The sequence below is a fragment of the Altererythrobacter chaiwopuensis genome, assembly GCF_054957735.1.
The window spans coordinates 387,226-412,203 of the sequence record NZ_JBTXJF010000001.1; the positions used below are offsets into that span (position 1 = coordinate 387,226).

The window sequence follows — 24,978 nt, forward strand, 5'->3', positions numbered from 1 at the left end:
ATTCTCCGGATCCGGATGTGAACTGTTGTGGCGCCGCTTAGCCGCCAGTTGCAGGGCAAACAACTGATGACAGGGGCTCAATCGGCAGTAATCCTGTCCAGCAGTGACTTGACTGCGCTGGCTTGATCTTGCCCGATCCGCTGGACAATCTTTCGCTCCAGGACTGCCATGTAAGCGTCGCCGGCGGATTTCTGAACCTTGCGGCCCTTGGCGGTCAGCGTAATCAGCCTGGCCCTGCCATCATCGTTGGACACGGTACGCTCGGCCAACCCCTTGCGTACGAGCCGATCGACAAGCCGGGAAAGCTGGTATTGCCTGAGCAAGGTGCGCTCCTCGATTTCCCAGTGGGTCAATGGCCGCGCTGCACGCCTGAGTTCGAGCAGAACGTCATATTCCTCAAGTGAGGCAATCCCGTGCGGCTTCAGTGCCCGCTCCGCTTCGGCGCGAATGCCCTGATAGGCCCGCACGATTGCTGGCCAAACTGAAACAGCATTGAAATTGTTCATGCCTGCCCTCTGCCAGTGCCCGGCCCCTTGTTCCCCCAAGGATTGTATTTATATGCATCTGCATGTAAATACAATGAGGTCTAAACATGCGCCTGATCAGCCACAATCTATGTCCTTATGTCCAGCGTGCAGTCATTGTTATGCTGGAAGCAGGTGTGCCGTTTGAACGCGTGGACATCGACTTATCCAACAAGCCGGAATGGTTTCTGGAAATCTCACCGCTTGGCAAGACACCCGTGCTCGACTTGGGCGGAACAGTTCTGTTCGAGAGTCAGGTGATTGCCGAATATCTCTATGAAACCAGAGCGCATCAAATTCACCCGACCGATCCGCAGGAAAGGGCCCGCCAACGCAGCTGGATCGAGTTTGGATCAAACACATTGAATGCGATCGCAGGTCTCTACAATGCGGCAGACGAAGTCGCATTCGAGGCGAAGCGACGGGAAATCAGCACCAAACTTGAGCGCCTTGAGGTCGAAATCACGGGACCATATTTCGAAGGCGAAAGCTTCCGGCTCATCGACGGCGTGTGGGCCACAGTGATACGATATTTCGATGTAATGGAACAAAGTCTGCCGCTTGAACTTGCGGACGGACTTCCCCGTTTCGCTGCGTGGCGAAAGCTTATCATGCTGCGGCCGTCTGTGCGCTCTGCCGTCTCAGATCAATATCCCGAAATGTTACGGTCGTTCTTGCACCGCCGCGGCTCATACATTTCACAATTCTTTGCCTAGGGTCAGGACTCATCAAGCCCATGGCCGTGACTTGGACCAGACTATTCGTTGAGGATGCAAAAACAGAGCAGCCGCCTGCACCACGGTGCAAGCGGCTGCTGAATTGTCGGCAATGGAAAGTGGCGATCAGCCCGCGACGGCAGCAGCCACTTCGGCGGCGAAATCGCTTTCTTCCTTCTCGATGCCTTCGCCAAGCTGGAAGCGGACGTAATCCTTGAGCACGATCTCCGTGCCAGCGTCCTTGCCGGCCTTGGCAACCACATCCGCAATCAAGGTCTTGTTGTCCATCACGAAAACCTGGCTGAGCAGCGCGTTTTCCTTGGCAAACTTCTTCACCGCGCCTTCAACCATCTTTTCCTGAACTTCGGCAGGCTTGCCGCTTTCGGCTGCCTTTTCCGCCGCGATCTTGCGCTCACGCTCGATCACCTCCGCGTCAAGGCTATCTGCATCAAGCGCCATAGGGAATGCGGCTGCGATGTGCATAGCCAGCTGCTTGCCCAGCGGTTCGAGCACATCGGCCGAAGCCGCGCTTTCGAGCGCAACCAGCACGCCGATCTTGCCCAGGCCTTCGCCGGCGGCATTGTGCATGTAAGGCACGACTACGCCCTGCGACACGGCCACGCTCTTCATGCGCCGGACCTGCTGGTTCTCGCCGATGGTGGCGATATTACCGGTCAGCTTCTCGCCAACGGTACCGCCATCGGGATAGGCTGATGCCTTGAGTGCTTCGGCATCGTCCGTATCAAGCGCAAGCGCAACCGCAGTGGTCTTGCGCACGAAATCCTGGAACTGTTCATTCTTGGCGACGAAATCGGTTTCAGAATTGACTTCGACAGCCACGCCTCTGGTGCCCGCAACGGCCACGCCAACCAGCCCTTCGGCGGCGGTGCGGCTCGATTTCTTCTGCGCGGTGGCAAGGCCCTTGGCGCGCAGGCCATCAATCGCGGCTTCGATATCGCCGTTTGCTTCCTCAAGCGCCTTCTTGGCGTCCATCATGCCCGCGCCGGTCTTCTCGCGCAGGGCCTTCACATCAGCGGCAGTGAATGCAGCCATGGTGATTTCCTTCTCAAATGTTTGGGCACCGGCCCGGGGGGAGTTGGACCGGTGCGCTAGGTCTGGATTGTGACAGGCCGATTGCGGCCCATCGCCGCAAATCAGGCGTCGGCTTCAACCGGCGGCTGTTCCATGGCGCCGAAATCGGCACCCGAATCCGCCACGGCACCGCCACGGCCCGCGATCGCGGCACCGGCAACGGCATCGCAATAGAGGCGCACAGCGCGGGCAGCATCGTCATTGCCGGGAATCGGGAATGCGATGCCGTTGGGGTCGACATTGGTATCGAGCACTGCGATCACCGGAATGCCGAGCACAGCGGCTTCCTTGATCGCAAGATCTTCCTTGTTGGCATCGATCACGAACATCACGTCGGGAATGCCGCCCATGTCGCGGATGCCGCCGAGCGACAGCTCAAGCTTGTCACGTTCGCGGGTAAGCTGGAGGACTTCCTTCTTGGTAAAGCCGCTGGTGTCGCCCGAAAGCTGCTCTTCCAGCGTCTTCAAGCGCTTGATCGATCCGGAAATGGTCTTCCAGTTGGTGAGCATGCCGCCCAGCCAGCGGTGGTTGACGAAGTGCTGGCCTGAAGTACGCGCAGCCTGCGCGATCGCCTCTTGCGCCTGGCGCTTGGTGCCCACGAACAGCACCTTGCCGCCCGCACGGACGGTTTGCTCAACGAAGTCCAGCGCGCGCGCGAACAGCGGCACGGTCTGCGACAGGTCGATGATGTGAACACCGTTACGGGCGCCGAAGATATACGGCTTCATCCGCGGGTTCCAGCGGTGGGTCTGGTGGCCGAAGTGTGCCCCGGCCTCGATCAATTGCTGCATGGTGACGGTAGGAGCCGCCATAATCAAATTCCTTTCCGGTTATGCCTCTGGAGAGCTGGAACCTGTTTTGCGGCGTTTCCCGCGTCAGGCACCGGTATGTGTGCTCACCATGTGGATTTGCCCGCCTGCAGTAAGGCCCATTGCCTTTCTCCTAGCGAACGTCGCGCGCCCTAGCCGCCCTATCGCCAAAAATCCAGCCTGATTCGCCAAAATTCGTACTTCACCCGATTTTCAGGCTTGACACGTCGGAACAAATAGAGAACTTCACGTAGAGAACAAACATGGTACACCGCTGCAGTCACAGCTCCACTTTGAAGTCAGGTGAAGGCAGGACACCGAGGAGACACGACCATGCTGAGCTTTGCGTTAACCGCCCTTTTTGCGACATGCGGGATTGCCGCGCTGACATCGCTCGCCGATAGCGCGGTCAAGCTGCGCCATGCCTGGGCAGCAATCAGGCGTGAACTCGCCCGCGAGCAAACGGCGCCCACCCCGCTCAACGATTCTGCCGTGGTGGTGTTGCACCATGCGTCCGGGGCCGCCAACCGCCCGGCGCGCGCTACCGCGCTTGCCGTTGCCGCCTGACTCTGGCGTATTTGATCAGGGCCCAAGGCATCAGCGCAAGATAGATCACGCAGATCCCCGCCAGTGTCCACCACGGTTCTTGCAACAAGGCACCGAATGCCAGGGCAAAAACGGCAATGACTTCCAGCCGGATGCTGCGCCGCGGACGGATCGATTTCCAGCTGAATGTGGCAACGTTCGAAATCATCATCACCCCGACCGCCGCCAGCCAGAGCGATACGAACACCGGGTTGCGAAATTCGACTATGTCGGTCGCGCTCCAGAGATAGAACGGCAGGAAAGCCAGCCCGGCCCCCACCGGGGCAGGCACCCCGGTAAGGAAACCGGCAGATTTGTGCGGCTGGTCATCAGTATCGATCTGGGCGTTGAAACGCGCCAGCCGCAGCGCCGCGCAAATCGCGAATGCGAGCGAAGCAAACCAGCCAAGACGCGGCAGATCCTGGATCGACCAGAGATAAAGGATCAACGCGGGCGCGACACCGAAAGAGAGCGAGTCAGCCAGGCTGTCGAGTTCGGCCCCGAAACGCGATTGCGCCTTGAGAAGCCGCGCAATGCGCCCGTCGATCCCGTCAAGCAACCCTGCCAGGATTATGGCATAAACCGCCATGTTCCATTGGCCCGCCATTGCGAAGCGGATTCCGGTAAGCCCTGCAGCCAGCGCGGCAGCAGTGATCGCATTGGGCAGCAGCGCGCGCAGCGAAAGTCCGCCTCTGGTCGTGCCGACGGGAACTTCATCTTCGGTGGCCTTGGGCCCAACCCGCGCCGATCCAGCAGCCACGCTGTCTTCGCGCGGCTCGTCAATCACTGCGAAATACCTTCAAGCAGCTTCTGCGTACCGAGTTCGGCCAGGATGGTCTCGCCCGCAATTACCTTCTGCCCCATCAACACCTTCGGTGAGGTGCCGAGCGGCAGATAGACGTCAACCCGGCTACCGAAACGGATCAGCCCGACGCGCTGGCCGCTCGCCACGATGTCGCCAGGCTTCACGAAGGGCACTATCCGCCGCGCCACCAGCCCGGCGATCTGCGTGAAGCCGATTTTCAATCCGTCTTGCCGCTGGATAAGCAAGTGCTGCCGTTCGTTCTCTTCGCTCGCCTTGTCGAGATCGGCATTCATGAATTTGCCGGGTATATAGACAAGCCGCTCGACCGTTCCGCCAATCGGGGCGCGGTTGATGTGCACATCAAACACGCTCATGAAGATGGAAATGCGCGTCACCGGCCCATCCGGCAGGCCCGGCGCGCCCGAGCCATCCTCTACCCGCAGCTCTGCCGGCGGCTCGACTTCAGTGATCATCGAAACGAGCCCGTCCGCTGGCGCGACAATCACATTGTCGCCCTGCGGCACCACCCGTTCGGGATCGCGGAAGAAAGCGAACACCCCCGCCGAAAGCAGCAGCATTGGCCAACCGATGATTTCCCAATCGAGCAGAATCAGCGGGATGAGGCTCAACCCCACCGCGATCAATCCGAACTTGCGCCCTTCAGGGTGGATCGCCGGCCAGCTCCAGCTGACATCGCCGCGACCCTTGTTATCTAGAATTTCTCCAGCCATGCCCCGCATCTAGGGCCTGCTGCCTGACGCTGCAAGCGAAGCCTTTGCCTCCCGCTCAGGCCGCCTTGCGCACGAATACCGTCCCGGCAGAATAGCCTGCGCCAAAGCTGCAGATCAGCCCCGTGTCGCCCGGCTTCATGTCATCGCTATGCTTGTGGAAAGCGATGATCGAGCCAGCGCTGGAGGTATTGCCATAGGTATCAAGCACGGTGGGGCTTTCATCTTCGCTCGCTTCATGCCCCAGAACCCGGTGTGAAATCAGCCGGTTCATCCCGGCATTGGCCTGGTGCAGCCACAACCTCCGCAGCGCATGCAGATCGATTTCGAGCCGCTGCGCCTCTTCGACAATCATCTGCGCCACCATCGGCACCACTTCCTTGAACACCTTGCGCCCTTCCTGAACGAAGAGCTTGTCTGGCGCGCCTTCGCTTTCAGGGTGCGCCCGGTTGAGGAAGCCGAAATTGTTGCGGATGTTGTTGGAGAATACGGTTTTCAGCCTGGTGCCAAGAATGTCCCAATGTTGTGCCGGCGCGATCGCAGCATCTTCAACCAGCACAGCCGTTGCCACGTCACCGAAGATAAAATGGCTGTCGCGATCACGCCAGTTGAGATGGCCAGAGGTGATTTCCGGGCTCACCACCAGCACGCTTTTCGCATTGCCTGCGCGAATATAGTCCGCCGCTGTCTGGATCCCGAAGGTCGCCGAGGAGCAGGCCACATTCATGTCGAAACCGAAGCCATCGATCCCCAGCGCGTCCTGAATCTCGATCGCCATTGCCGGATATGGCCGCTGCATATTCGAGGCTGCGCACAGCACGGCATCGACATCTTTCGCATCCCGCCCCGCCCGTTCAAGCGCCTGCCGTGCAGCATTCACGCCGATCTCGGCCATGATCGATAGCTCATCATTGCCGCGTTCTCTCCAGCGCGGCGCCATGATTTTCGGATCGAGCACCGGTTCTTTCGCGACCACATGGCGCGCCTTGATTCCGCTGGCCTTTTCGATGAATTCAACCGAACTGGGCGCCAGAGCCTCTATCTCGCCCGCCGCGATCGCATCTGCGTGTTTGGCGTTAAAACGATCGACATAGGCATTGAAGCTGGCAACCAGCTCTTCATTGGTGATGACATCCTCTGGCGTGAACAGGCCAGTCGAGGAAATGACGGGGCGGTACGACATCTGCATGGCGTGGATGGTTAATCCTGCGCGGTCCAATCGGCAAGCCGCGAATGCTCGAGCCACCGCCATGGCAGCGGCGTGTATCTCACATTCGCGAAGAGTGGTGGACAGGGCTGGATTCGAACCAGCGTACGCTTGCGCGGGCAGATTTACAGTCTGCTGCCTTTAACCACTCGGCCACCTGTCCACACCATTCTTGCGGAAAAATAGGGGCCAGATGTGTGGCCCCGCTTGCCGAGAGGCGCCCCTTTGGCGAAGCGGCGCTTGCCTGTCAATGGTGCTGCTGGCAGGGGAGCGGATAGGCAGCACTTTATGGAGATCGGCAATGGCCAAGGGCGAGCGCAAACGCGCGCTCAGAGGACGGGCGGGAAGAATGAAGGGCGGGCGCGGTTCGGGCCGCGCCAGCTCAGGCAATGTACGCCTGTGGGGACGCCACGCGGTCGAAGCCGCGCTCAAGAATCCTGAGCGCCAGCATCGCAAGCTCTGGGCAACGCGCGAGGGGATCGACACTCTCGACGGCGAGCTGCCGCCCGATTTCCCGATTGAATATGCCGACGTGCATGACCTTGCCCGGTTGGTGGCGAAGGACGCCCCACATCAGGGGCTGGTGCTCGAATGCGGGCCGCTGGAGGATGTCTTCCTGGATGAAGTAATGGACCGCGAGGCCGCGCGTCCTCTGGTGATCCTTGACCAGGTTACCGATCCGCACAATGTCGGCGCCATCCTGCGTTCTGCCGCGGCCTTCGGCGCGGCGGCGATCGTGACGCAGGACCGGCATGCCCCGCCCGAATCGGGCGTGGTTGCCAAATCGGCTTCGGGTGCGCTGGAGGTCGTTCCCTGGGTGCGCGTGGTGAACCTGGCCCGCGCACTGGAGGAAATTGCCGAAGCCGGATACTGGCGCATCGGCCTGACAGGGCATGCCGAGGCAACACTTGCAGAAGCGCTGCCTGCCGGCCCGGTGGCGCTGGTGCTGGGCGCGGAGGGTGCCGGCATGAGGCAAAATATCGAGGCGCATTGCGATGCGCTCGCCAGGCTGCCGATCACTCGCGCTGTCGAAAGCCTCAATGTTTCCAATGCCGCCGCAATTGCGCTTTATGCAGTGGCAACGCGATCAAGCTGACACGCCCGAAAGGAACCGCCCATGAATGTCCCCAGCCCAATGTGCTCAGCTGCCGCCGCAATACTGGCGGCGTTTGCGCTGATGCTCACGGGATGCTTCGTCACTCCCGGCAAGTTCACGTCCGAACTGGCGCTTGATCGGAATGGCTCGTTCAGTTTCAGCTATGAAGGCGAGATATTCTTCCTTGGCCTCAGCAAGCTGGCGCAGATGGATGCGGCCAACAAAGAGTTTGAAGCAGATGCTTGCTTCGATGACGAATTCGAACAGCGCGAATGCACACTCAGCGAAATCGAGGAACAGCGCGCGGAATGGGAAGCGCAAGCCGGGGAGCGTGCGGCCAAGGCACAAAAGGAGGCGCAGCAGATGGCGCAGCTGATGGGCGGGATCGATCCGACCGATCCCGAAGCGGCTGAGGAACTGCGCACGCTGCTGTTACGCCACAGGGGCTGGAGCCGGGTCGAGCACAAGGGCGACGGGGTGTTCGACGTCAGCTATTCGGTATCGGGCCAGCTGACTCACGACATGATGTTCCCGGTGATAGAGGGATTCCCCCCGGCCAATCTGTTCGTCGAGGTGGTCCTGCGCGATGACAATGTGGTGCGAGTGATCGCCCCGGCATTTTCGGCACAGGGTGAAACCAACCCGATGAGTTCGATGATGGGCGGCATGGCCGGGCTGGCGGCCATGGGCGGATCGAAGGGAAAGACCGACGAGCTGCCCAATCTGCCGACTATGGATGGTACCTTCACCATCGTCACCAACGGCCAGATCCTGGCCAATAATACCGATGAGGGCCCAGCCCGCGGCGTGGACGCTTCGCGATTGGTATGGAAAGTCGACCAGCGCAGCCCGGCCGCTCCAACCGCGCTGATCAAGCTCGGCAACTGAGCGCCGCGCGCCGGACAGGCAAAAGAAAGCCCCGCCAGGCTAACCTGCGGGGCATTCTTCAAAAATCGGCGCAGCGGCCTTTACCGCAAGCTGCGCCGCCAGATCAATTGACCGCGTCCTTCAGGCCCTTGCCAGCCTTGAACTTTGGCTGATTGGATGCCTTGATCGTCATCGGCTCGCCGGTGCGCGGGTTGCGCCCGGTCGAAGCCTTGCGCTTCGCGACAGAAAAAGTGCCAAAGCCGACCAGCCGGACTTCATCACCGCCAGACAGGGCCGAAGTAATGGTATCGAACACGCCCTCTATCGCGCTCGAAGCATCGCTCTTGGACAGGCCGCTGGCATCGGCAACCGCGCTGATCAGATCATTCTTATTCATTATGGAAATCCCCTGAAACTCAATTGTGGATTTTTGACAGGCTCAAGGCCACTTCGAAAGCGCACAAATTGAGACGTTTTTGGCGGGGCTGTCAAAGGCAAATCGCGCAGAAATGCGTCGTTTCTGGAGAATTCACGGCCAATTTCGATGAACCGTTGGGAACGGCTCGCGAACACTTGCAAATTAACCTTGTCAGATCGCGGCGATGCGAGTGCAGGCGACGCCGAGTCGCTGCACCGCACCATCGAATGCCTTCTGGCATCCAGCCCCTGATCAATGCGCTGTGGGGTGTCCTTCGCCGCTGATACCGCTTGGCGCGGGCTGGCTGGCAAGATCGTCAGCCTCGCTCCATTCGATCGCTTCGAGCGGCTCGGTCAGCGCCAGTTCCAGCACTGCATCGACATGGCTGACCGGAATAATCTCCAGCCCTTCTTTCACATTGTCGGGAATCTCGGCCAGATCCTTCACATTCTCTTCCGGAATGAGCACCGTCTTGATTCCGCCGCGCAATGCCGCGAGCAGCTTTTCCTTCAGCCCGCCAATCGCCAGCACCCTTCCGCGCAATGTTACCTCGCCGGTCATTGCAATGTCGGGGCGCACGGCGATGCCGGTGAGAGCAGACACGATCGATGTCACCATGCCGATGCCCGCGCTCGGCCCATCCTTGGGCACCGCGCCTTCAGGCAGGTGGATGTGGATGTTTCGGCGCTGGAACAGCGATGGCTTGATGCCATAGGCAGGAGCGCGCGCCTTTACGAAGCTGAATGCAGCCGCGATGCTTTCGCTCATCACTTCGCCCAGCTTGCCGGTTGATTTGATCTCACCCTTGCCCGGCGTGGTCACGCTTTCGATGGTCAGCAACTCGCCGCCCACCGAAGTCCAGGCCAGCCCGGTTACCGCGCCAACTTGCGCCTCCTCTTCGGAAACGCCGTGCTTGAACTTGCGCACCCCGGCAAAGTCGCCAAGGTTTTCCGGTGTGATGGTGACGCTGGTCGCTTGCTTCTCCAGGATCTTTCGCAGGCTCTTGCGCGCCAGCCGCGCAATCTCGCGTTCCAGCGTGCGCACCCCGGCCTCGCGCGTGTAATAGCGGATCAGATCCCGCAGGCCTTCATCGGTGAGCTCGAATTCGCCCTTCTTGAGCCCGTGGGCTTCGATCTGCTTGGCGATCAGGTGACGCTTGGCGATCTCGACCTTCTCGTCTTCGGTATAGCCTTCAAGCCGGATGATCTCCATCCGGTCAAGCAGCGGCTGCGGCAGGTTGAGGCTGTTCGCCGTGGTGACGAACATCACGTCGGACAGGTCAAGATCGAGCTCGAGATAATGGTCCTGGAACGCGCTGTTCTGTTCGGGATCGAGCACTTCGAGCAATGCCGAAGCGGGATCGCCGCGGAAGTCCTGGCCCAGCTTGTCAATTTCATCAAGCAGAAACAGCGGGTTCGAAGTGCCAACCTTCTTGAGGTTGCTCACGATCTTGCCCGGCATCGATCCAATATAGGTGCGGCGATGGCCGCGAATTTCGGCTTCGTCGCGCACCCCGCCCAATGACTGGCGCACGAACTTGCGCCCCGTTGCGCGGGCGATCGACTGGCCAAGCGAGGTTTTGCCTACGCCCGGTGGGCCCACCAGGCACAGGATGGGGCCTTTGAGCCTGTTGGTGCGCGCCTGCACCGCAAGATATTCGATGATCCGTTCCTTGACCTTTTCCAGGCCATAGTGATCGGCATCGAGAATTTCCTGCGCCTTGCCGATATCTTTTTTCAGGCGGCTTTTCTTGCCCCACGGCAAGCCAAGCAGCACATCGAGATAATTGCGGATCACGGTTGCTTCGGCGCTCATCGGCTGCATGCTTTTGAGCTTCTTGAGCTCGGCCTTGGCTTTCGTCCGCGCTTCCTTTGAAAGCTTGGCCTTTTCGATCTTTTCGGTGAGCTCGCTCAGCTCATCAACGTCCTCGCCATTACCTCCGCCCAGTTCGTTCTGAATCGCCTTGAGCTGTTCGTTGAGGTAATATTCGCGCTGGGTTTTCTCCATCTGGCGCTTCACCCGGCCGCGGATCTTGCGTTCGACCTGCAGCACCGAAAGTTCGCCCTCCATGAAGGACATGACCATTTCGAGCCGCTTGAGCGGGTTCGTTTCCGTCAGCAGCGCCTGCTTGTCTGACACCTTGGCACTGATCCCGGCAGAAATGGTATCGGCCAGTTCACCTGCATCGTCGATATCGCCAATATCGCTTGCGACATCGTCACCCAGATTCTTGTTGAGTTTGGCATATTCGCCGAATTGTTCTGCCACCTGGCGCATCAGCGCGGTCACTTCGCTGCCTGAAACCGTCTCGCTCTCAAGCATCGAGACGTCTGCCACTACATGGTCCTGCCCGGCACGCAGAGCGTGGACGCGGGCACGGGCCGTGCCTTCGACCAGCACACGAACCGTTCCATCAGGCAGCTTCAGCAGCTGGAGCACCTGCGCAACGACACCAATGTCATACAGATCATCGGTTTCGGGATCGTCGCATCCCGGATCAAGCTGGGCAAGCAGGAAGATGTCCTTGCTGGCCTCCATTGCGGCTTCGAGGGCGGCGACCGATTTGTCCCGTCCGACAAACAGCGGCACGACCATGCCGGGAAACACGACGATGTCGCGCAGCGGAAGAAGAGGGTATTCTTGAGTCATATATGTCCGTGGCAGCCATTGGGGCCTGCCTTTGCCGTGAATATGGGTAGCCGGGTCGCGGCTCGCAATGGGGCGCAGCGCTGCAACTGTGGATGGGGCGTATCCGGCGCAATTCCTGCCGCTGCCCGGTCAGCCGGGCGGAGTGCGCCCACCGTGTGCATCGAGGATTTCGCGCGCGCGCGCCCTGTCGGCATCCGGGTGCATGACATCGACCGAAACGAACACTTTCCCGCGCTGGATCTGGCGGTCATAGAAGGCGGCGGACACCCCGTCGACATCATGATCGGTCAGCATCTTGGCGATTGCCCCTCCGGTCGCACCGATTATGCCGCTGATCGAAGCGATCGAGCTGATCGCAGAGCCCGTGATCGCACCGGCCGCCGCCACTGCTCCCACGCCTGGCACGAGCAGGACAGCCAGCCCCAGCAGCGCGCCTGCGACACCGCTGCCAGCGATAACCCCGGTAATGTCCAGTGTGCGGTGCCCTTCGGGCCACTTGGCTTCAGGGTCGCTGAAGTGGCTCGCCCGGCACAGCAGCGAGATCGACTGTCGCGGAAACCCGCCCGCGCACAAATCGGCAATCGCTGCCTCGGCCCGTACGCGGTCGTCGAAAATGGCGGTGACAACATGTTCGCGCGCCGCCTGTTCGCGTCGCAGCGCAGCCTCGAATTCGCTGGCGAACCGCACCCGGTCGCTCTCGGAACGGAACACGATCCGCAATCCCGCCGTTTCATGCAGCCGCTGAACACTGGGCGAATCCGTAGGCTGGAACAGCGTCCGCAGCAGCATGTCGGTGGTGGTCGGCCGCAGGAGCTGGTTGGTGCCGCGGTTGATCCATTCCACCGATTGCGGCCGTGGGTGGCTGGCCGCGATATAGTTCACGGCGGTCAGTTCTTCGGCCCTTATGACAAAGGCCGGACCAGGATTCGCTTGCCCGCCCAAGCCCTAGTCGCGGAAGCCGGGATCCACCCGATCCAGCTTGCGGAGCAGCGCCGGCCAGGCAAGCGCATTGGCAACCATTCCAATTCCGGCAGGCGGCGTCTGCGCCTTGACCTTTTCCGGCGTTCCTTGCGGCGGATTATGCAGCCCGTCACGCCCAGCAGCGAGCATCTTGACCTGCGCATCACAGGCGCGCTCAAGGAAATAGAGCCGCAAGAAACATTCGCCCACGGTCTTGCCGATTGCCAGCGTGCCATGGTTACGCAGGATCATGACGTGCTTGTCCCCCATGTCCTCAACCAGTCGTGCGCGTTCTTCAAGATCGGTCGCGATGCCTTCATACTCGTGATAGGCGATGTCGGAGCGCGCGATCATGCTGGTCTGCGTATGCTCCATCAGCCCGTCGGCCATGGCGCTGACTGCCTGCCCGGCGGGAGTATGAAGATGCATCACCGCATGCGCATCCTCACAATTCATGTGCAGGGCGGAATGGATCGTAAAACCGGCCGGATTGACCGGATGCGAGGTGGGGATAACCGGCTGCCCCTCGACATCGATCTTGACTAGCGAGGACGCGGTGATTTCCTCAAACATCATGTCATAGGGATTGATCAGGAAGTGGTGTTCCGGCCCCGGCACACGGGCCGAAAGATGGGTGAAGATCAGATCATCCCAGCCATACAGCGCAACCAGGCGATAGGCAGCGGCAAGATCAACCCGAACCTGCCATTCCTCGTCGCTGACCTGCGCGCGGATATCCGCATCCGAACCAGAACCATTGTCATTCATCAAAGTTGCCATCGTATCAACTCCCCGTCTCTGTTCGCCAGGTTTATAGCACAGTCGCGCTCAGCCCATGCCTGGCAAATTGAATCCCGGCGGCAGGCCCATCCCGCCCTGAATCTTCTGCATTTCCTCGTTCGATACGCGATCCGCCTTGTCGCGCGCATCGTTGAAGGCTGCGGTGACCAGATCCTCGACCATTTGCTTCTCTTCCGGCTTCATCAGGCTTTCGTCGATCGTCACGCCCAGAATACGGCCCTTGGCGCTGGCCCTTACTTTCACCAGTCCGCCGCCAGCCTGCCCCTCGACCTCAATCGAATCGAGCTTGGCCTGCATTTCGTTCATCTGGGTCTGGATCGTTTCGGCTGCCTTTTGCGCGGCCTGGATCATCTCTTCCATCGATTTCATTGGGGGTTACCTACTCCATTTGCTTCCACCGGCCCGGGCGATATTCTCGCCCTCACTCAGCAGTTCCGCATCGGGGAACACTTCAAAAGCGGCCTTGACCAGCGGATGTTCCCGAATTTGTTCTTCACGGGCAAGTTTTGCGGCCTGCTCCTGCTCGCGCAAGGTGGGGGATGCCTCGCCTTCGCCGCGCTCAACCTGCCAGCGCTGGCCGGTCAGCCGGAACAGGCAATCGCGCAGTTCGGGGCCGGGATCTTCGGCCAGGCCATCGGCGATCTGGTAAACAAGCCGCCCTGCCCCAAGCTCGACCACGCGCACCCAATCACGCATCAGCTGCGCCAAACGCAATTGCCCGCTGTCTTCAACCTGCTGCACAAGCCCGGCCCAATCCGCCGCCTCCGAATGCGCCCCCTCACCGGGAGCAGAGCCGGCCGGTTGCGATTCCGAAATGCTTGCAGCGGGGGCAACGCCGCGTTCGGCCAATGCTTCGATCTGCTTCGCCAATTTGCCCGGATCGGGCATGTCGGCTGCATGCATAACTCGCAGCAGTGCCATTTGCGCCGAAACCAGCGGATCGGGCGCCTGGCGCACTTCTTCATGACCCTTCAGCAGCAATTGCCAAAGGCGGTGAAGCTGCGGTGCTGACAGGCGCTGTGCAAATTCACCCAGCGCCGCCCGCTCCTCGGATGACGGGGCATCTGGTTCTGCCCCTGAAACCTGCGCCAAGGTGATGCGGTGGATCAGATCCATCAAACCGCGCATGAGGGCGATGGGCTCAACCCCCAGCGCATATTGTTCCTCCACCGCATCGAGCAGCGCCTTGGCATCGCCGCCGAGCAGGTGCCCAAGCAAGCGCCGCTGAGCGCTCTTGTCGGCCAGGCCAAGCATGTCGCGCACCCGCGCCGCAGTAACCTTGCCCCCATCCCCCATATCGGCATGGGCTATCGCCTGGTCGAGGATCGAAAGGCCGTCACGCACCGATCCTTCGGCAGCGTTGGCGATGATGTGTAACGCCTCTGCCTCTGCTTCGACCCCTTCCTTGTCGCAAATCATGGCGAAATGCTGTTGCAGCAGTTCGGACGGGATCCGGCGCAGGTCGAAACGCTGGGTGCGGCTCAGCACCGTGACCGGCAGCTTCTCCACCTCTGTGGTGGCAAAAAGGAATTTCACATGCGCGGGCGGCTCTTCCAGCGTCTTGAGCAAGGCGTTGAAGGCATTGCGGCTGAGCATGTGGACTTCGTCGATGATATAAATCTTGTAGCGCGCCGAAACCGCCGAATAGCGCACCGCCTCGATGATCTCGCGCACATCATCCACACCGGTATGCGAAGCCGCATCCATCTCGATCACATCGATATGGCGCCCTTCAGCAATGGCGATGCACGGCTCGCACTTGCCACAAGGATCGATCGTGGGTCCGCCCTGGCCGTCTGGCCCGACGCAGTTCAATGCCTTGGCAATCAGCCGCGCGGTCGAGGTCTTGCCCACCCCGCGCACGCCGGTCATCAGGAAGGCATGTGCCAGCCGGTCACGCTCGATCGCATTGGCCAGCGTGCGCACCATCGCATCCTGCCCGATCAGCTCGCTGAAAGTCTGCGGGCGGTATTTGCGCGCGAGCACACGATAGGGCTGGCTCATGGGAGGCGCGGCCGGCTTGGATTCTGCCGCAGTTACTACACCCGGCTCTGGCGCCGAAGCCGGAGCGGGATCGCCAAACATGGCCGACTGGCCAGCTGCCTCGAGTTCGGCGGCGCTCGCCTTCTCGTCCTCCTGCTCCTGATCCCAGGGCGGGGTATCCGAATTATCCGGTGAATCACCCATGCCTGCTTGCTACGCGCTTGGCGCAGCATTGTCATGCCATCGGACTGCATAAATGCATGGAAAAGGAGCCGGACGTTCTTGCTGAAGAACGGCACCGGCGCAAAAAGCTAAAGGAGCCGGCCGACCCGCTGCCATCCACCTGGGCTGCTTCCTTCCGGACCTGACCCGGTGAGCGGACGCGAACGTCCGACCGACTCCCGGGGCGCATATGGCCGGATGTGAGGCGGATTTCAAGTCACTCGTCATTGCGAGCGCAGCGAGACGAAGTCGGCCAAAGGCCAACCAATCCATGGCCCGTAATGGATTGCCGCGTCGCCCTATTGGGCTCCTCGCAATGACGGGCCTTTACCGGAAATTATCAGCGTAGGCTTGCAGTTTCAGCGCCCTGGGCGGCGTCGCATGGACACGCGCCGCGATGCCGTATTTCTCAGCATAAGCCCTGGCCGCATCCTTGCTCGGAAAGGTCAGCGAAACCTGCGCCTGCGTATCGCCGCTGCCGGTCCAGCCCATCAGCGGATCGGGGTGCCGCGCTTCGGATTGCTCGAATTCGAGCACCCATTCCAGCGTGCGCGCCTTGCCTGACTGCATGGCGTTCTTCGGTCTCTGATAGATTCTCGCGCTCATTTCTGTCGTGTCCCTCAATCGCCGGGCGGCGGACATCCGTCCGCCTTGGCTCCGGCCTAACCGGCCGACGCGCAGTCGCGCTTGCGGTCCGACTACGTCGTACCCGAGCCCCCCTAATTCAACTCTCGCTGCGATTGAAGGCGTTTTTGGTCTTGAGGCTGGGTTTTTCCGCCCATGGCTCATCCGGCCAGCGATGTTTGGGATAGCGACCCTTCATGTCCTTTTTCACATCTGCCCAGCTGCCGCGCCAGAAACCCGGCAGATCGCGGGTCGACTGGATCGGGCGGCCTGCCGGGCTGGTCAGCTTGAGCAGCAGCGGCGCATCCCCCACCATCGGGTGCCGGTCTAGCCCGAACAGCGCCTGCACTCGCACCTCTGCACTGGGCGCATCCTCGCCCGCATAGTCGATCGGATGGTGCGTACCGGCTGGCGACGTAAATTCGCGCGGCGCCGCACGATCGAGCGCCTGGCGGCTGTCCCAGTCGAGCTGGCCCAGAACGGCGTCAATGATACTGCCACGCGGCAGGTCGAGATCGCGCCGCCCAACCAGCAAGGGGCGCAGCCAGACCGGGGCATTGGGTCGCAGAATTTCGAGATCAAGCGCCCGGATGCCTGCAAATTCACCGCGCGCCAGCAGGCCAGCCGGGAGCAGTTCCCCCAGCTTCTCCACCGCTATGTCCACAAGCTTATCCACAATCGCTTCCGGATCGGGATCGGGGTCCGGGCCGCTTGCCAGCGTGATCGCGCCAAGCCGGCGTTCCAACCGCGCCTCGATCCGATTTTCGTCCTTGTTCCAGCGGATTATCGAGCGTTTCTCGATCCTGCCAGCAAGGTGTTGCTCGATCTCCTGCGCGCTCAATTCAGCAGCGGCGGTGATCCGCGCGCCCTTGGCCTGGCCCTGCGCGTCGCCAATCACCAGCCATTCGGCGCGTGCCAGCGGAGATGCCGCGTCAAGCTGGAACCCCCTGCCCCCTGCCGAAAGCCATTGCTCACCCGATGCGTCACGGCGTTTGGCCACGAAGTCGGGCCGGGCCAGCGCAAGGAAGGTCGCGGGATTGGCGGCTGTACGATCCTCCGCAGGGACTAGTTTTTCCGCCGCACTGGCCCATCGCGCCGCCAGCTTGCGCGATGCCTCGGCGCGGCTTCCACGCTCGCCATTCCAGCGCTGCATCCGCCGCAGCAGGTCCTCTTCGCGCCCACCCAGCCCGCGCTCCTGGAGCAACAGCACCAGTTTCGCCGCCTGCCCGGCCTGGCCAGCCTCCGCCCCCAACAGCACCGCAGCGGCAGACACAGGGTCCATCGGCAAGGACGCAATGCGCTCCCCCTGCGGCGTTATCCGGCCATCGCTATCAAGCGCACCAAGCTGCCTCAACTGCGCGCGCCCCGCCGACACCGCAGCCTCGGGCGGCGGGTCAATCCAGGGCAGCGAGGCAGGATCGGCGGTGCCCCATTTCGCCAGCGTCAGCACCAGCGGAGCCAGATCAGCGGTCTCGATTTCAGGAAGGTCGAATGCAGGCCGCCCGGCGTGGCCGTGCTCATCCCACAGGCGATAGGCGACCCCCGGCCCCTGCCGCGCCGCGCGCCCAGCCCTTTGCGCCGCCGCCGCCTGGCTGGCGCGATAGGTCACCAGATGCGTGGTTCCCGCCGCCTTGTCATATTCCGCGTGGCGCGCGAGTCCGCTATCAACCACCACCGATACACCGTCGAGCGTGAGCGAGGTTTCCGCAATCGCCGTCGCCAGCACGATCCGGCGGCGCCCTTCAGGATCGCGCCGGATCGCCGCACGCTGCGCTGCGGGCTCGACCTGTCCGTGCAGCGGCAGCACCGGGACACCGGGCAGGCGTTCAATCAACCGCTCGCGAGTGCGCTCGATCTCGCCCACGCCGGGCAGGAAGGCCAGGATGTCGCCTTCTTCCTCGCGCCAGGCCTGCATCACCGCACGGGCCATCGCATCTTCAATCCGCGTATCGGGCGATGCGCCGAGCCAGCGAATTTCGAGCGGATAGGCCCGGCCCTCGCTTTCGACCACCTGCGTGTCCTCGCCCAGCAGCTGCGCGAAGCGCGCCCCGTCAATCGTTGCGCTCATCACCAGCACGCGCAAGTCTTCACGCAGAACCGCCCGGCTCTCGAGTGCAAGCGCAAGCCCCAGATCGCTGTCGAGGTGGCGTTCATGCGCCTCGTCGAACAGCACTGCGCTGATGCCGGACAATTCCGGGTCCTCGACGATCCGATTAACGAAGATCGCTTCGGTCACCACGAGAATGCGGGTTCTGGCAGAAGTCTTGCTGTCGAGCCGGGTCAAGTAGCCTACGGTCTCTCCGGGCTTTTCACCCAGCATTTCTGCCATGCGTTCGGCTGCGGCACGCGCGGCAACCCTGCGCGGGCTGGTGAGGATGATCTGGCCGCTGCGCCACGGCTGATCGAGCAATGCGGGGGCCACCGCCGTGGTCTTGCCCGCACCGGGCGGCGCAACCAGCACCGCTGCGCCGCCATCGGCCAGCGCGCCGAGCACCTGCGGCATCACGGCGTTGATCGGAAGCTCGCTCATGGCTTTGCCATGCCGCATCCTATCCCATCGGGTAAGGGATTTCTCGCGAGACCTTGTTGATCGCCTTGATCGTATCCTCACCCAGCACGATATCGGCGGCGGCCAGGATCGGATCGAGCTGGTCGAAACTAGACACGCCGACGATGGTCGAGGCGACGAAATCGTGCTGCTTCGACCATGCAACCGCCATGGTCACCGGATCGAGCCCGGCCTCCTCGGCGATTTGCGCATAGCGCGCCGTCGATTCGAGCGAACGTTCGTTGACGTAGCGCCGGCCCATTTCCGCCTGCCGCCCTTCCATGCCAAGATAGCGGCTGAACCGCGCACCCTCGGGCCGCGCGCCGCCATTGTACTTGCCCGAGAGCACCCCGCCGGCGATTGGCGAATAGGGTATCAGGCTGACCCCTTCCTTGCGGCAGACCTGCTTCAGCTCGTCTTCGAACCGCCGGTTGTTGAGGCTGAAATTGTTCTGGATCGTCTGGTAACGCACGGTTCCCAGCCGCTCGGCCGCGGCAATGGACTTCATCAGGCCCCAGCTTGTCTCGTTCGAGCAGCCGGTGATGCGGACCTTGCCCGCACGCACAAGCTCGTCGAGCACTTCCATCGTCTCGTCATAGGGTGTGTCGTGATCGGGCCAGTGGGTCTGGTAGAGGTCGATGTAATCGGTACCGAGCCGCGTCAGGCTTTCTTCCACCGCGACGATGATGTTGCGCCGGTCAAGCGCGGTCATGCCCGCGCGCTTGGGGCTGCGAAACCACACATGGCTGGGGCCGGAAACCTTGGTCGCCAGGATGATGGCATCTCGCGGCTTGGTCTTGAGCCATTTGCCGACGATGTCTTCTGTCCGCCCCACCCACTTGGGATCGGGCGGCACCGGATAACCTTCTGCTGTATCGTAGAAATCGATCCCGGCATCAAAACAGGCATCGAGAATCCGCAGCGCCTCGGCCTCGTCGGTCTGACTGCCAAAGGTCATTGTGCCCATGCAGATGTCCGACACGACGATTGCTGATGTGCCCAAGCGGCGACGCTGCATATTCAATCTCCAGGGAAAAGTGGCGGACCCTAATAACCCCGCGCGACCGCGAACTGTGCCGCTTCGGCCATCGCCTGACGCGCCTTGCTGTCCGGGAAAATCGAAATCGCGTCTATGGCGCGCTGGGCAAAATGGCGGGCACGTTCGCGCGTATCTGCAACCGCATTGTGCCGTGCCATCAGCTCGATGGCATGGCCCAGGTCAGCTTCAGATGAGCGGTGGCCCAGGATCGCGTCTTTCCAGAACTTTCGCTCCTGCTCGCCCCCGCGAGCATAGGCCAGGATAACCGGCAGCGTCATCTTGCCTTCACGGAAATCGTCACCCTGGTCCTTGCCCATTTGTGCCGCGTCCGCATCATAATCGAGTGCATCGTCGACCAGCTGGAATGCCACGCCCAGGTTGCGGCCATAATCCTCGAGCGCGCGCTCCTGCTCGTGACCGCATTCGGCCACTACCGCACTGATCTGGCTGGCAGCCGCGAACAGCGCGGCGGTCTTGGCGCCGATGATCTGGAGATAGCGCTCTTCGCTGGTTTCAATCTGGCGCTGGGCGGAAAGCTGCGAGACTTCGCCCTCGGCGATCACGGCGCTGGCATGGCTCAGAATCTTGAGCACGCGCAGCGATCCGTCCTCGGTCATCAGTTCGAAAGCGCGGCTGAACAGGAAATCGCCCACCAGCACGGTGGCCGGATTGCCGAAAATGATATTGGCCGCCGCCTTGCCGCGCCTGAGCTCGCTTCCGTCCACCACATCGTCATGCAGCAGTGTTGCTGTATGGATGAACTCGACCGCGGCGGCCAGCTTGTGGTGGCGTGCGCCCTCGTAGCCAACCAGCGCCGCACCCGCGAGCGTCAGCATCGGCCTCAACCGTTTGCCGCCGCCGGAAATCAGATGTCCTGCCAGCGCCGGTATCAATGGAATCTCGCTCTGCATCCTCTCAAGGATCACGGAATTGACCGCGTTCATGCCGCCTGCCGTCAGCGACAGCATCGGTTCCAGCGAAGGCTGCTTGCGGGGGAGAGGGACGACCTCGGCACTCATGCTGCGGCCATGGCGCTCGCAAGCCTGCTTGGCAAGCGTGGATTTGCTGCTAGCAATGGCGACCTATGTCGAGCCAGCCACCCTACTCCAGTGATGGCGATGCCGCTTCCGGCAGCGCCCCCGATCCGGTTCTTGCCAGTTTCCGCAAGAGCATCGACAATATCGATGCCGCGCTGATCCATATGCTGGCTGAACGATTCCGCATCACCCAGGCAGTGGGTGAATACAAGGCGAAGGTGACCCTGCCCCCGGCAGACCCGGCGCGCGAGGAAAGGCAGATCGCGCGGCTGCGCAAGCTATCCGAAGAGGCCGATCTCGATCCCGAGTTCAGCGAGAAATTCCTGCGTTTCATCATTGATGAGGTGATCCGCCACCACGAAAAGGCGCAATCCCGGCAGAATTGATGCCAACCGGCCGAACTGAATCGGTTGCGGATCGGGCATAAGGGTTTGCCCGGGCACTGCCTTCTGTCTTTTACGGTCGTTTTCCTTTAATGCGCTGAGCGTGGAAAAGAAGCTGCCAGATTTGGCGGCGCACACGCATACGGGAAGACGTGCTGCTGCGCGCCTAAGGCTTTACATGCCGGCTCGCCTGGTCCTTGTCGACGGGGCGCTTCCTTGTATCCTGGAAAATATATCGCAGACCGGCGCCAGGATAGTCATTCAGAAAGCACGACCGATCAGCCAGAGCGGCATTCTGCAATGCCCGCCACTTGACGCCTTTTTCGATCGCGTATGGGCCCATGGCGTCAGGATCGGCGTTACTTTCGAAGAACCCGTCCCGGCTGAAACCTTGCATGCACTGCGCCAATTGCATGATAATTACGATTCAATGTCACAACAGGAAATGTTGCGCACGGCACGCGCGTGGGTTCGCGGAGATTTGAGTTAGCATCATCCCCCGGCGCCTGCTGCCCGCGGCAATGACAGCTTCACCAGCAAACCGCCCAAATCCTCGCTATCGTCGAGCTCAACCGAGCCGCCATAGATCTCTGCCACGTCGCGCACGATCGCAAGCCCCAGCCCTGTGCCGGGTTTGCCGGTGTCAAGCCGGGCACCGCGCACAAAAATTTCCTCGCGCTTTTCCGGTGGAATGCCCTTGCCATCATCTTCCACCCAGATCGAGCATACAGGCGCGTCAGGATCTTCATCGACCGTCACGAACACGCTGCCGCCGCCATACTTGGCCGCATTCTCGATCAGATTGCCTAGGATTTCGTCAAGGTCCTGTCGCTCGATTGCCACCAGCGCCTGGCGATTGCCGGCAATGTCGACGCGAACTTCGGGGTAGAGCCGCTCGACCGCGCGGCGAACCGCCTCGGCGCTTTCGCATACCGGCGTGCGCGCACGCCCGATCGCGCGTCGCCCCACTGCCCTCGCCCGCGCCAGATGGTGATCAACATGGCGGCGCATGGTGCGCGCTTCGCGGATCACCGTTTCGGCGAGGTCGGGCGCATGTGCGGTCGCGGCATTGTTGACCACGGTCAGCGGGGTCTTGAGTGCATGCGCAAGATTGCCGGCATGGGTGCGCGCTTCCTCGGCCTGGCGCTCGGAATGTTCGAGCAACTCGTTCAATTCCTGCACCAGTGGCTGCACCTCCTCGGGAAGTGGTTCGGAGATCCGGTTCGCCCCGGTGGTTCGCAATTTCTGAATCGCCGCGCGCACGCGCCGCAAGGGCGACAGGCCATAGCGTATCTGGAACAGTGCCATCAGGAAAAGGCCGAGCCCGAGCACCGCGAAACTCCATGCCAGTATTGCACGGATTCTGGCGATCTGATCGTCCAGATCTTCCGTCGCGGAAGCCACCGCGAAGGACCAGCGTGTTTCGCTGCCTGGCAGGATCACAGTACGCTCAGCCATTCGCAGCGGTTCACCCGCAAACTGGTTTGAATCGTAAAAGTGCGCTTCGTTGTCGATGTGGTCGCCGCGCAGGCTGAGCGTGCGATCCCACAGGCTGCGCGAGGGCCATGGCTCGAACCCGTCGCCGGTGATCTGCCAGTAAAGCCCGCTGTTGGGTTCAAGGAAGCGCTGGTCGCCCAGCGTGCGGTAGAAGAACACCTCGCCATCAGGCCCGATTTCCGCCGAGGCGATCATCGCGGTCAGCATGTATTCGAGTTGTTCGTCAAAATTTCGCGACACTAGGTTGGTCAACGTGCGATCAAGCGCAACCCCGCCGAGCAGCAACAAAACCGCAATCCACCCCGCCGCGATCAGCGCCATGCGCCTGGCCAGGCTGCCCTGGCCCGCGACAAGCGGCACTGCTTGCTGAATGTCAGCCGGAGCTGGCCGGATTACCGGCTGCGGCGCGGGGGGCACTGTGCCCTCCTGCGCTACATCCGGATCAGCCCCGTGGCTGGTCAGCGGGGTCGTCGAGGCTGTATCCGAGGCCACGTATCGTCGTAATCACTTCTGCGCCGAGTTTCTTGCGGATGCGCGTCACGAACACTTCAATAGTGTTCGAATCGCGGTCGAAATCCTGGTCATAAATATGCTCGATCAGTTCGGTGCGGCTCACCACCTTGCCCTTGTGATGCATGAGATAGGACAGCAGCTTGTATTCCTGCGCCGTCAGCTTGACCGGTTCGCCATTTAACGTGACGCGGCCCGAACGCGTGTCGAGCCGCACGTCACCCGCAGTCAGTTCGGCAGAGGTATTGCCTGAAGCACGGCGGATGAGCGCGCGCAGCCGCGCGATCAACTCTTCCGTCTGGAACGGCTTGGCGAGATAATCATCCGCCCCTGCGTCAAGCCCGGCCACCTTGTCTGACCAGCTGTCGCGCGCAGTCAGCACCAGAACGGGAAAGCCGCGCCCTTCCTTGCGCCACATGCCCAGCACCGTCAGCCCGTCAATTTCAGGCAGGCCCAGGTCAAGAATGACAGCGTCATAATCTTCGGTGCTGCCCATAAAATGGCCGTCCTCGCCATCGGTGGAAAGGTCCACCGCATAGCCGGTCTGCTCAAGCGTCGACTTGAGCTGCTGGCCCAGGGTCGGTTCGTCTTCGACGATGAGGATGCGCATAAATTCCCTGCTGTTCCTGTATCCAATGGCGCAATCTGTTGGGCCTTTGTGCCAATGGCGTCAAGCGGCTGAGGGGGTTCTCCTCCCGCGCAAATTTGGCCGATCAGCGCGATCGATTGATGATGCGCCCGGTGCGCGCATCGACATCAACAAAGGTCACGCGTCCGTCCTTGATGAATTTGAGGCGATAGGCGAGCGCGGTCGAATCATAGGATGGCCCGAGATACTCGCTGCCGCGCATCTGGGGCAGCACGCGGCGCTCGATCTCGCGCAGCGACAGGACATTGCCGGCCCGCATTTCCTTGCGCGCCTCGCCCTGATCGCTGCGAGCCTGCCCTTCGTTCGCAAGCGTACCGGTGGTGCCGGTGAGTGCCAATGCGAGAGGCGCAAGAATGAGGGCAATCCGCTTCATAATGGCACCGTGCCTAGGCGCGCAGCATTGAACAAGGTGTGAATATGCCGCGCGCCCGGCGTTCAGAAATCACTGGCCGTTCCTGACCATTTCGTATTTCACCAATAGCGACACTCCGGTGGTGATCATACCCGGCTCGACCGGCGGGGCCGCGCTCTCTTGGGCCACCATCACCCGCTTGTCGGCCATGGGTACCGGCCCACTGCCCATCAGCGCTTCGTTTATCTCGAGCAAGCGAAGACCGTCATAACCAGCCATGGCGGCATAGGCCTCAGCACGCTGGCGCGCCCGCTCCATCGCCCGCTTGCGGGCAGTTTCCTGCGCGGCGCTGTCATCGTCGACCGAAAAGCTTGGCCCGCCGATGTCGGTGGCACCGGCTACCACCAGCGCATCGAGCACCTCACCAGTCTGTTCGATCTTTCGCAATTTCACTGAAACGCGGTTCGAAACCTGATAGCCGCGAAAGATCTGCTTTTGGCCTTCCCGGTCATAGTCGTAGCGCGGATTGAGACTGATCCCGCTGGTCTGGATGTCCTTTGCCTCAATGCCGAGCGACTTGATCCGCTCAACCACGCGCCGCATCTCGGCAGAATTGGCGCGCAAGGCCTCGACAGCAGTCAAAGCCTCGCTGGTTACGCCCGCGCTGATGGTGGCGATATCGGGTTCAAGCTCGACCGACTCATAGATGCTCAGCTCGATTACCGGGCCGGTGGCTGTCATCTGCACTTCGCCCGCATGGGCCACCGGTTGGACTGCGACGGCCGAGATCGCCAAGGCTGCGGCCATAAATGGATATTTCATTCGGATACCTCCTGAAGTCCCTGCTGTAGGAAATGATGTTACCATGCGCTGAATA

The 24,978-nt window shown here is 61.5% G+C and carries 26 protein-coding genes, 1 tRNA gene and 1 other RNA gene; 6 read left to right on the plus strand and 22 right to left on the minus strand.

The features are described from left to right. Positions 1-77 precede the first annotated feature (77 nt). On the minus strand, positions 78-506 hold the full coding sequence (locus ACX3VQ_RS01905; RefSeq protein WP_462579250.1) for a MarR family winged helix-turn-helix transcriptional regulator: 429 nt from the start codon (positions 504-506) through the stop codon (positions 78-80). Between the two features lie 86 nt (positions 507-592). Here ACX3VQ_RS01905 and ACX3VQ_RS01910 point away from each other — a divergent pair, with 86 nt between their 5' ends. Continuing rightward, the gene (locus ACX3VQ_RS01910) at positions 593-1,240 is read left to right on the plus strand and encodes a glutathione S-transferase family protein (RefSeq protein WP_462579251.1); all 648 of its coding nucleotides are present in this window, start codon (positions 593-595) and stop codon (positions 1,238-1,240) included. Between the two features lie 126 nt (positions 1,241-1,366). Here the strand turns inward: ACX3VQ_RS01910 and tsf are convergent, their stop codons facing one another. Together tsf and rpsB are read right to left on the minus strand one after the other, a co-directional pair. Beyond that, positions 1,367-2,293 carry a translation elongation factor Ts gene (gene tsf, locus ACX3VQ_RS01915; protein WP_462579252.1) on the minus strand — a complete coding sequence of 309 codons (927 nt, stop codon included), beginning with the start codon at positions 2,291-2,293 and terminating at the stop codon, positions 1,367-1,369. A 101-nt stretch (positions 2,294-2,394) separates the two neighbouring features. Further along, positions 2,395-3,144 (minus strand): small ribosomal subunit protein uS2, encoded by a 750-nt coding sequence (gene rpsB / locus ACX3VQ_RS01920; RefSeq protein ID WP_462571833.1) that lies wholly within the window; start codon positions 3,142-3,144, stop codon positions 2,395-2,397. Positions 3,145-3,474: 330 nt separating this feature from the next. Here rpsB and ACX3VQ_RS01925 point away from each other — a divergent pair, with 330 nt between their 5' ends. Continuing rightward, positions 3,475-3,708: a hypothetical protein gene (locus tag ACX3VQ_RS01925; protein ID WP_462579253.1), complete on the plus strand. Its 234-nt coding sequence runs from the start codon at positions 3,475-3,477 to the stop codon at positions 3,706-3,708. On the opposite strand, the gene pssA is transcribed toward ACX3VQ_RS01925, so the two are convergent. The 4 genes from pssA to ACX3VQ_RS01945 all read right to left on the minus strand — a co-directional run bounded on the left by pssA (position 3,683) and on the right by ACX3VQ_RS01945 (position 6,629). Continuing rightward, positions 3,683-4,513, minus strand: coding sequence for a CDP-diacylglycerol--serine O-phosphatidyltransferase (pssA, locus tag ACX3VQ_RS01930; RefSeq protein ID WP_462579254.1), 831 nt, complete (start codon positions 4,511-4,513; stop codon positions 3,683-3,685). The two genes, ACX3VQ_RS01925 and pssA, sit on opposite strands and share 26 nt — an antisense overlap. Continuing rightward, positions 4,510-5,262 (minus strand): phosphatidylserine decarboxylase, encoded by a 753-nt coding sequence (locus ACX3VQ_RS01935; protein WP_462579255.1) that lies wholly within the window; start codon positions 5,260-5,262, stop codon positions 4,510-4,512. Before ACX3VQ_RS01935 ends, pssA begins: the two co-directional genes overlap by 4 nt. Positions 5,263-5,317: 55 nt before the next feature. After that, positions 5,318-6,448, minus strand: coding sequence for a beta-ketoacyl-ACP synthase III (locus ACX3VQ_RS01940; protein WP_462579256.1), 1,131 nt, complete (start codon positions 6,446-6,448; stop codon positions 5,318-5,320). Between the two features lie 95 nt (positions 6,449-6,543). Next, positions 6,544-6,629 (minus strand) — tRNA-Tyr (locus ACX3VQ_RS01945). A gap of 138 nt (positions 6,630-6,767) precedes the next feature. Between ACX3VQ_RS01945 and rlmB the strand changes: the two genes are divergently transcribed. Next, positions 6,768-7,562 (plus strand): 23S rRNA (guanosine(2251)-2'-O)-methyltransferase RlmB, encoded by a 795-nt coding sequence (gene rlmB, locus ACX3VQ_RS01950; RefSeq protein ID WP_462579257.1) that lies wholly within the window; start codon positions 6,768-6,770, stop codon positions 7,560-7,562. Positions 7,563-7,583: 21 nt separating this feature from the next. Continuing rightward, positions 7,584-8,450, plus strand: a complete 867-nt coding sequence (locus ACX3VQ_RS01955; protein ID WP_462579258.1) for a hypothetical protein — start codon at positions 7,584-7,586, stop codon at positions 8,448-8,450. A 103-nt stretch (positions 8,451-8,553) separates the two neighbouring features. Here ACX3VQ_RS01955 and ACX3VQ_RS01960 read toward each other — a convergent pair whose 3' ends face one another. From ACX3VQ_RS01960 to ACX3VQ_RS02010, 11 genes are all read right to left on the minus strand, one after another. After that, positions 8,554-8,826, minus strand: a complete 273-nt coding sequence (locus ACX3VQ_RS01960; protein ID WP_462571827.1) for an HU family DNA-binding protein — start codon at positions 8,824-8,826, stop codon at positions 8,554-8,556. 273 nt (positions 8,827-9,099) lie between these two features. After that, complete coding sequence (lon, locus tag ACX3VQ_RS01965; protein WP_462579259.1) at positions 9,100-11,496, minus strand: endopeptidase La; 2,397 nt, start codon at positions 11,494-11,496, stop codon at positions 9,100-9,102. Positions 11,497-11,625: 129 nt separating this feature from the next. Beyond that, positions 11,626-12,438, minus strand: a complete 813-nt coding sequence (locus ACX3VQ_RS01970; RefSeq protein ID WP_462579260.1) for a hypothetical protein — start codon at positions 12,436-12,438, stop codon at positions 11,626-11,628. Between the two features lie 3 nt (positions 12,439-12,441). Continuing rightward, positions 12,442-13,236 (minus strand): class II aldolase/adducin family protein, encoded by a 795-nt coding sequence (locus ACX3VQ_RS01975; RefSeq protein WP_462579261.1) that lies wholly within the window; start codon positions 13,234-13,236, stop codon positions 12,442-12,444. 48 nt (positions 13,237-13,284) lie between these two features. Next, positions 13,285-13,626 carry a YbaB/EbfC family nucleoid-associated protein gene (locus ACX3VQ_RS01980; RefSeq protein WP_462579262.1) on the minus strand — a complete coding sequence of 114 codons (342 nt, stop codon included), beginning with the start codon at positions 13,624-13,626 and terminating at the stop codon, positions 13,285-13,287. Positions 13,627-13,632: 6 nt separating this feature from the next. Further along, positions 13,633-15,444, minus strand: coding sequence for a DNA polymerase III subunit gamma/tau (locus tag ACX3VQ_RS01985; protein ID WP_462579264.1), 1,812 nt, complete (start codon positions 15,442-15,444; stop codon positions 13,633-13,635). A 106-nt stretch (positions 15,445-15,550) separates the two neighbouring features. Further along, positions 15,551-15,645: signal recognition particle sRNA small type (ffs, locus tag ACX3VQ_RS01990), an RNA gene on the minus strand. 144 nt (positions 15,646-15,789) lie between these two features. Continuing rightward, positions 15,790-16,068 carry an ETC complex I subunit gene (locus ACX3VQ_RS01995; protein ID WP_462579265.1) on the minus strand — a complete coding sequence of 93 codons (279 nt, stop codon included), beginning with the start codon at positions 16,066-16,068 and terminating at the stop codon, positions 15,790-15,792. Positions 16,069-16,186: 118 nt separating this feature from the next. Next, a complete protein-coding gene (gene hrpB, locus ACX3VQ_RS02000; RefSeq protein WP_462579266.1) occupies positions 16,187-18,616 on the minus strand; it encodes an ATP-dependent helicase HrpB in 2,430 nt (809 codons plus the stop codon). A gap of 19 nt (positions 18,617-18,635) precedes the next feature. Further along, positions 18,636-19,637 carry an aldo/keto reductase gene (locus tag ACX3VQ_RS02005; protein ID WP_462579267.1) on the minus strand — a complete coding sequence of 334 codons (1,002 nt, stop codon included), beginning with the start codon at positions 19,635-19,637 and terminating at the stop codon, positions 18,636-18,638. A gap of 44 nt (positions 19,638-19,681) precedes the next feature. Further along, the gene (locus ACX3VQ_RS02010; RefSeq protein WP_462579268.1) at positions 19,682-20,692 is read right to left on the minus strand and encodes a polyprenyl synthetase family protein; all 1,011 of its coding nucleotides are present in this window, start codon (positions 20,690-20,692) and stop codon (positions 19,682-19,684) included. A 65-nt stretch (positions 20,693-20,757) separates the two neighbouring features. Between ACX3VQ_RS02010 and ACX3VQ_RS02015 the strand changes: the two genes are divergently transcribed. After that, on the plus strand, positions 20,758-21,096 hold the full coding sequence (locus ACX3VQ_RS02015; RefSeq protein WP_462579269.1) for a chorismate mutase: 339 nt from the start codon (positions 20,758-20,760) through the stop codon (positions 21,094-21,096). Between the two features lie 100 nt (positions 21,097-21,196). Continuing rightward, entirely contained in the window at positions 21,197-21,583 is a 387-nt protein-coding gene (locus tag ACX3VQ_RS02020) for a PilZ domain-containing protein (protein ID WP_462579270.1), read from the plus strand. A gap of 2 nt (positions 21,584-21,585) precedes the next feature. Here the strand turns inward: ACX3VQ_RS02020 and ACX3VQ_RS02025 are convergent, their stop codons facing one another. From ACX3VQ_RS02025 to ACX3VQ_RS02040, 4 genes are all read right to left on the minus strand, one after another. Beyond that, positions 21,586-22,911: a sensor histidine kinase gene (locus ACX3VQ_RS02025; RefSeq protein WP_462580662.1), complete on the minus strand. Its 1,326-nt coding sequence runs from the start codon at positions 22,909-22,911 to the stop codon at positions 21,586-21,588. A 121-nt stretch (positions 22,912-23,032) separates the two neighbouring features. After that, positions 23,033-23,710 carry a response regulator transcription factor gene (locus tag ACX3VQ_RS02030; RefSeq protein WP_462571815.1) on the minus strand — a complete coding sequence of 226 codons (678 nt, stop codon included), beginning with the start codon at positions 23,708-23,710 and terminating at the stop codon, positions 23,033-23,035. Between the two features lie 103 nt (positions 23,711-23,813). After that, positions 23,814-24,122, minus strand: a complete 309-nt coding sequence (locus ACX3VQ_RS02035; protein WP_462579272.1) for a PepSY domain-containing protein — start codon at positions 24,120-24,122, stop codon at positions 23,814-23,816. A gap of 69 nt (positions 24,123-24,191) precedes the next feature. Then, on the minus strand, positions 24,192-24,923 hold the full coding sequence (locus tag ACX3VQ_RS02040) for an SIMPL domain-containing protein (RefSeq protein WP_462579273.1): 732 nt from the start codon (positions 24,921-24,923) through the stop codon (positions 24,192-24,194). Positions 24,924-24,978: the final 55 nt, after the last annotated feature.

What these genes read in the sequence shown, in the direction of transcription:
- ACX3VQ_RS01905 (WP_462579250.1), bottom strand. Translation starts at nt 506, where the DNA reads ATGAACAATTTCAATGCTGTTTCAGTTTGGCCAGCAATCGTGCGGGCC.
- ACX3VQ_RS01910 (WP_462579251.1), top strand. Translation starts at nt 593, where the DNA reads ATGCGCCTGATCAGCCACAATCTATGTCCTTATGTCCAGCGTGCAGTC.
- tsf (WP_462579252.1), bottom strand. Translation starts at nt 2,293, where the DNA reads ATGGCTGCATTCACTGCCGCTGATGTGAAGGCCCTGCGCGAGAAGACC.
- rpsB (WP_462571833.1), bottom strand. Translation starts at nt 3,144, where the DNA reads ATGGCGGCTCCTACCGTCACCATGCAGCAATTGATCGAGGCCGGGGCA.
- ACX3VQ_RS01925 (WP_462579253.1), top strand. Translation starts at nt 3,475, where the DNA reads ATGCTGAGCTTTGCGTTAACCGCCCTTTTTGCGACATGCGGGATTGCC.
- ACX3VQ_RS01935 (WP_462579255.1), bottom strand. Translation starts at nt 5,262, where the DNA reads ATGGCTGGAGAAATTCTAGATAACAAGGGTCGCGGCGATGTCAGCTGG.
- ACX3VQ_RS01940 (WP_462579256.1), bottom strand. Translation starts at nt 6,448, where the DNA reads ATGCAGATGTCGTACCGCCCCGTCATTTCCTCGACTGGCCTGTTCACG.
- rlmB (WP_462579257.1), top strand. Translation starts at nt 6,768, where the DNA reads ATGGCCAAGGGCGAGCGCAAACGCGCGCTCAGAGGACGGGCGGGAAGA.
- ACX3VQ_RS01955 (WP_462579258.1), top strand. Translation starts at nt 7,584, where the DNA reads ATGAATGTCCCCAGCCCAATGTGCTCAGCTGCCGCCGCAATACTGGCG.
- ACX3VQ_RS01960 (WP_462571827.1), bottom strand. Translation starts at nt 8,826, where the DNA reads ATGAATAAGAATGATCTGATCAGCGCGGTTGCCGATGCCAGCGGCCTG.
- lon (WP_462579259.1), bottom strand. Translation starts at nt 11,496, where the DNA reads ATGACTCAAGAATACCCTCTTCTTCCGCTGCGCGACATCGTCGTGTTT.
- ACX3VQ_RS01975 (WP_462579261.1), bottom strand. Translation starts at nt 13,236, where the DNA reads ATGGCAACTTTGATGAATGACAATGGTTCTGGTTCGGATGCGGATATC.
- ACX3VQ_RS01980 (WP_462579262.1), bottom strand. Translation starts at nt 13,626, where the DNA reads ATGAAATCGATGGAAGAGATGATCCAGGCCGCGCAAAAGGCAGCCGAA.
- ACX3VQ_RS01985 (WP_462579264.1), bottom strand. Translation starts at nt 15,444, where the DNA reads ATGGGTGATTCACCGGATAATTCGGATACCCCGCCCTGGGATCAGGAG.
- ACX3VQ_RS01995 (WP_462579265.1), bottom strand. Translation starts at nt 16,068, where the DNA reads ATGAGCGCGAGAATCTATCAGAGACCGAAGAACGCCATGCAGTCAGGC.
- hrpB (WP_462579266.1), bottom strand. Translation starts at nt 18,616, where the DNA reads ATGAGCGAGCTTCCGATCAACGCCGTGATGCCGCAGGTGCTCGGCGCG.
- ACX3VQ_RS02010 (WP_462579268.1), bottom strand. Translation starts at nt 20,692, where the DNA reads ATGAGTGCCGAGGTCGTCCCTCTCCCCCGCAAGCAGCCTTCGCTGGAA.
- ACX3VQ_RS02015 (WP_462579269.1), top strand. Translation starts at nt 20,758, where the DNA reads ATGTCGAGCCAGCCACCCTACTCCAGTGATGGCGATGCCGCTTCCGGC.
- ACX3VQ_RS02025 (WP_462580662.1), bottom strand. Translation starts at nt 22,911, where the DNA reads ATGGCGCTGATCGCGGCGGGGTGGATTGCGGTTTTGTTGCTGCTCGGC.
- ACX3VQ_RS02030 (WP_462571815.1), bottom strand. Translation starts at nt 23,710, where the DNA reads ATGCGCATCCTCATCGTCGAAGACGAACCGACCCTGGGCCAGCAGCTC.
- ACX3VQ_RS02035 (WP_462579272.1), bottom strand. Translation starts at nt 24,122, where the DNA reads ATGAAGCGGATTGCCCTCATTCTTGCGCCTCTCGCATTGGCACTCACC.
- ACX3VQ_RS02040 (WP_462579273.1), bottom strand. Translation starts at nt 24,923, where the DNA reads ATGAAATATCCATTTATGGCCGCAGCCTTGGCGATCTCGGCCGTCGCA.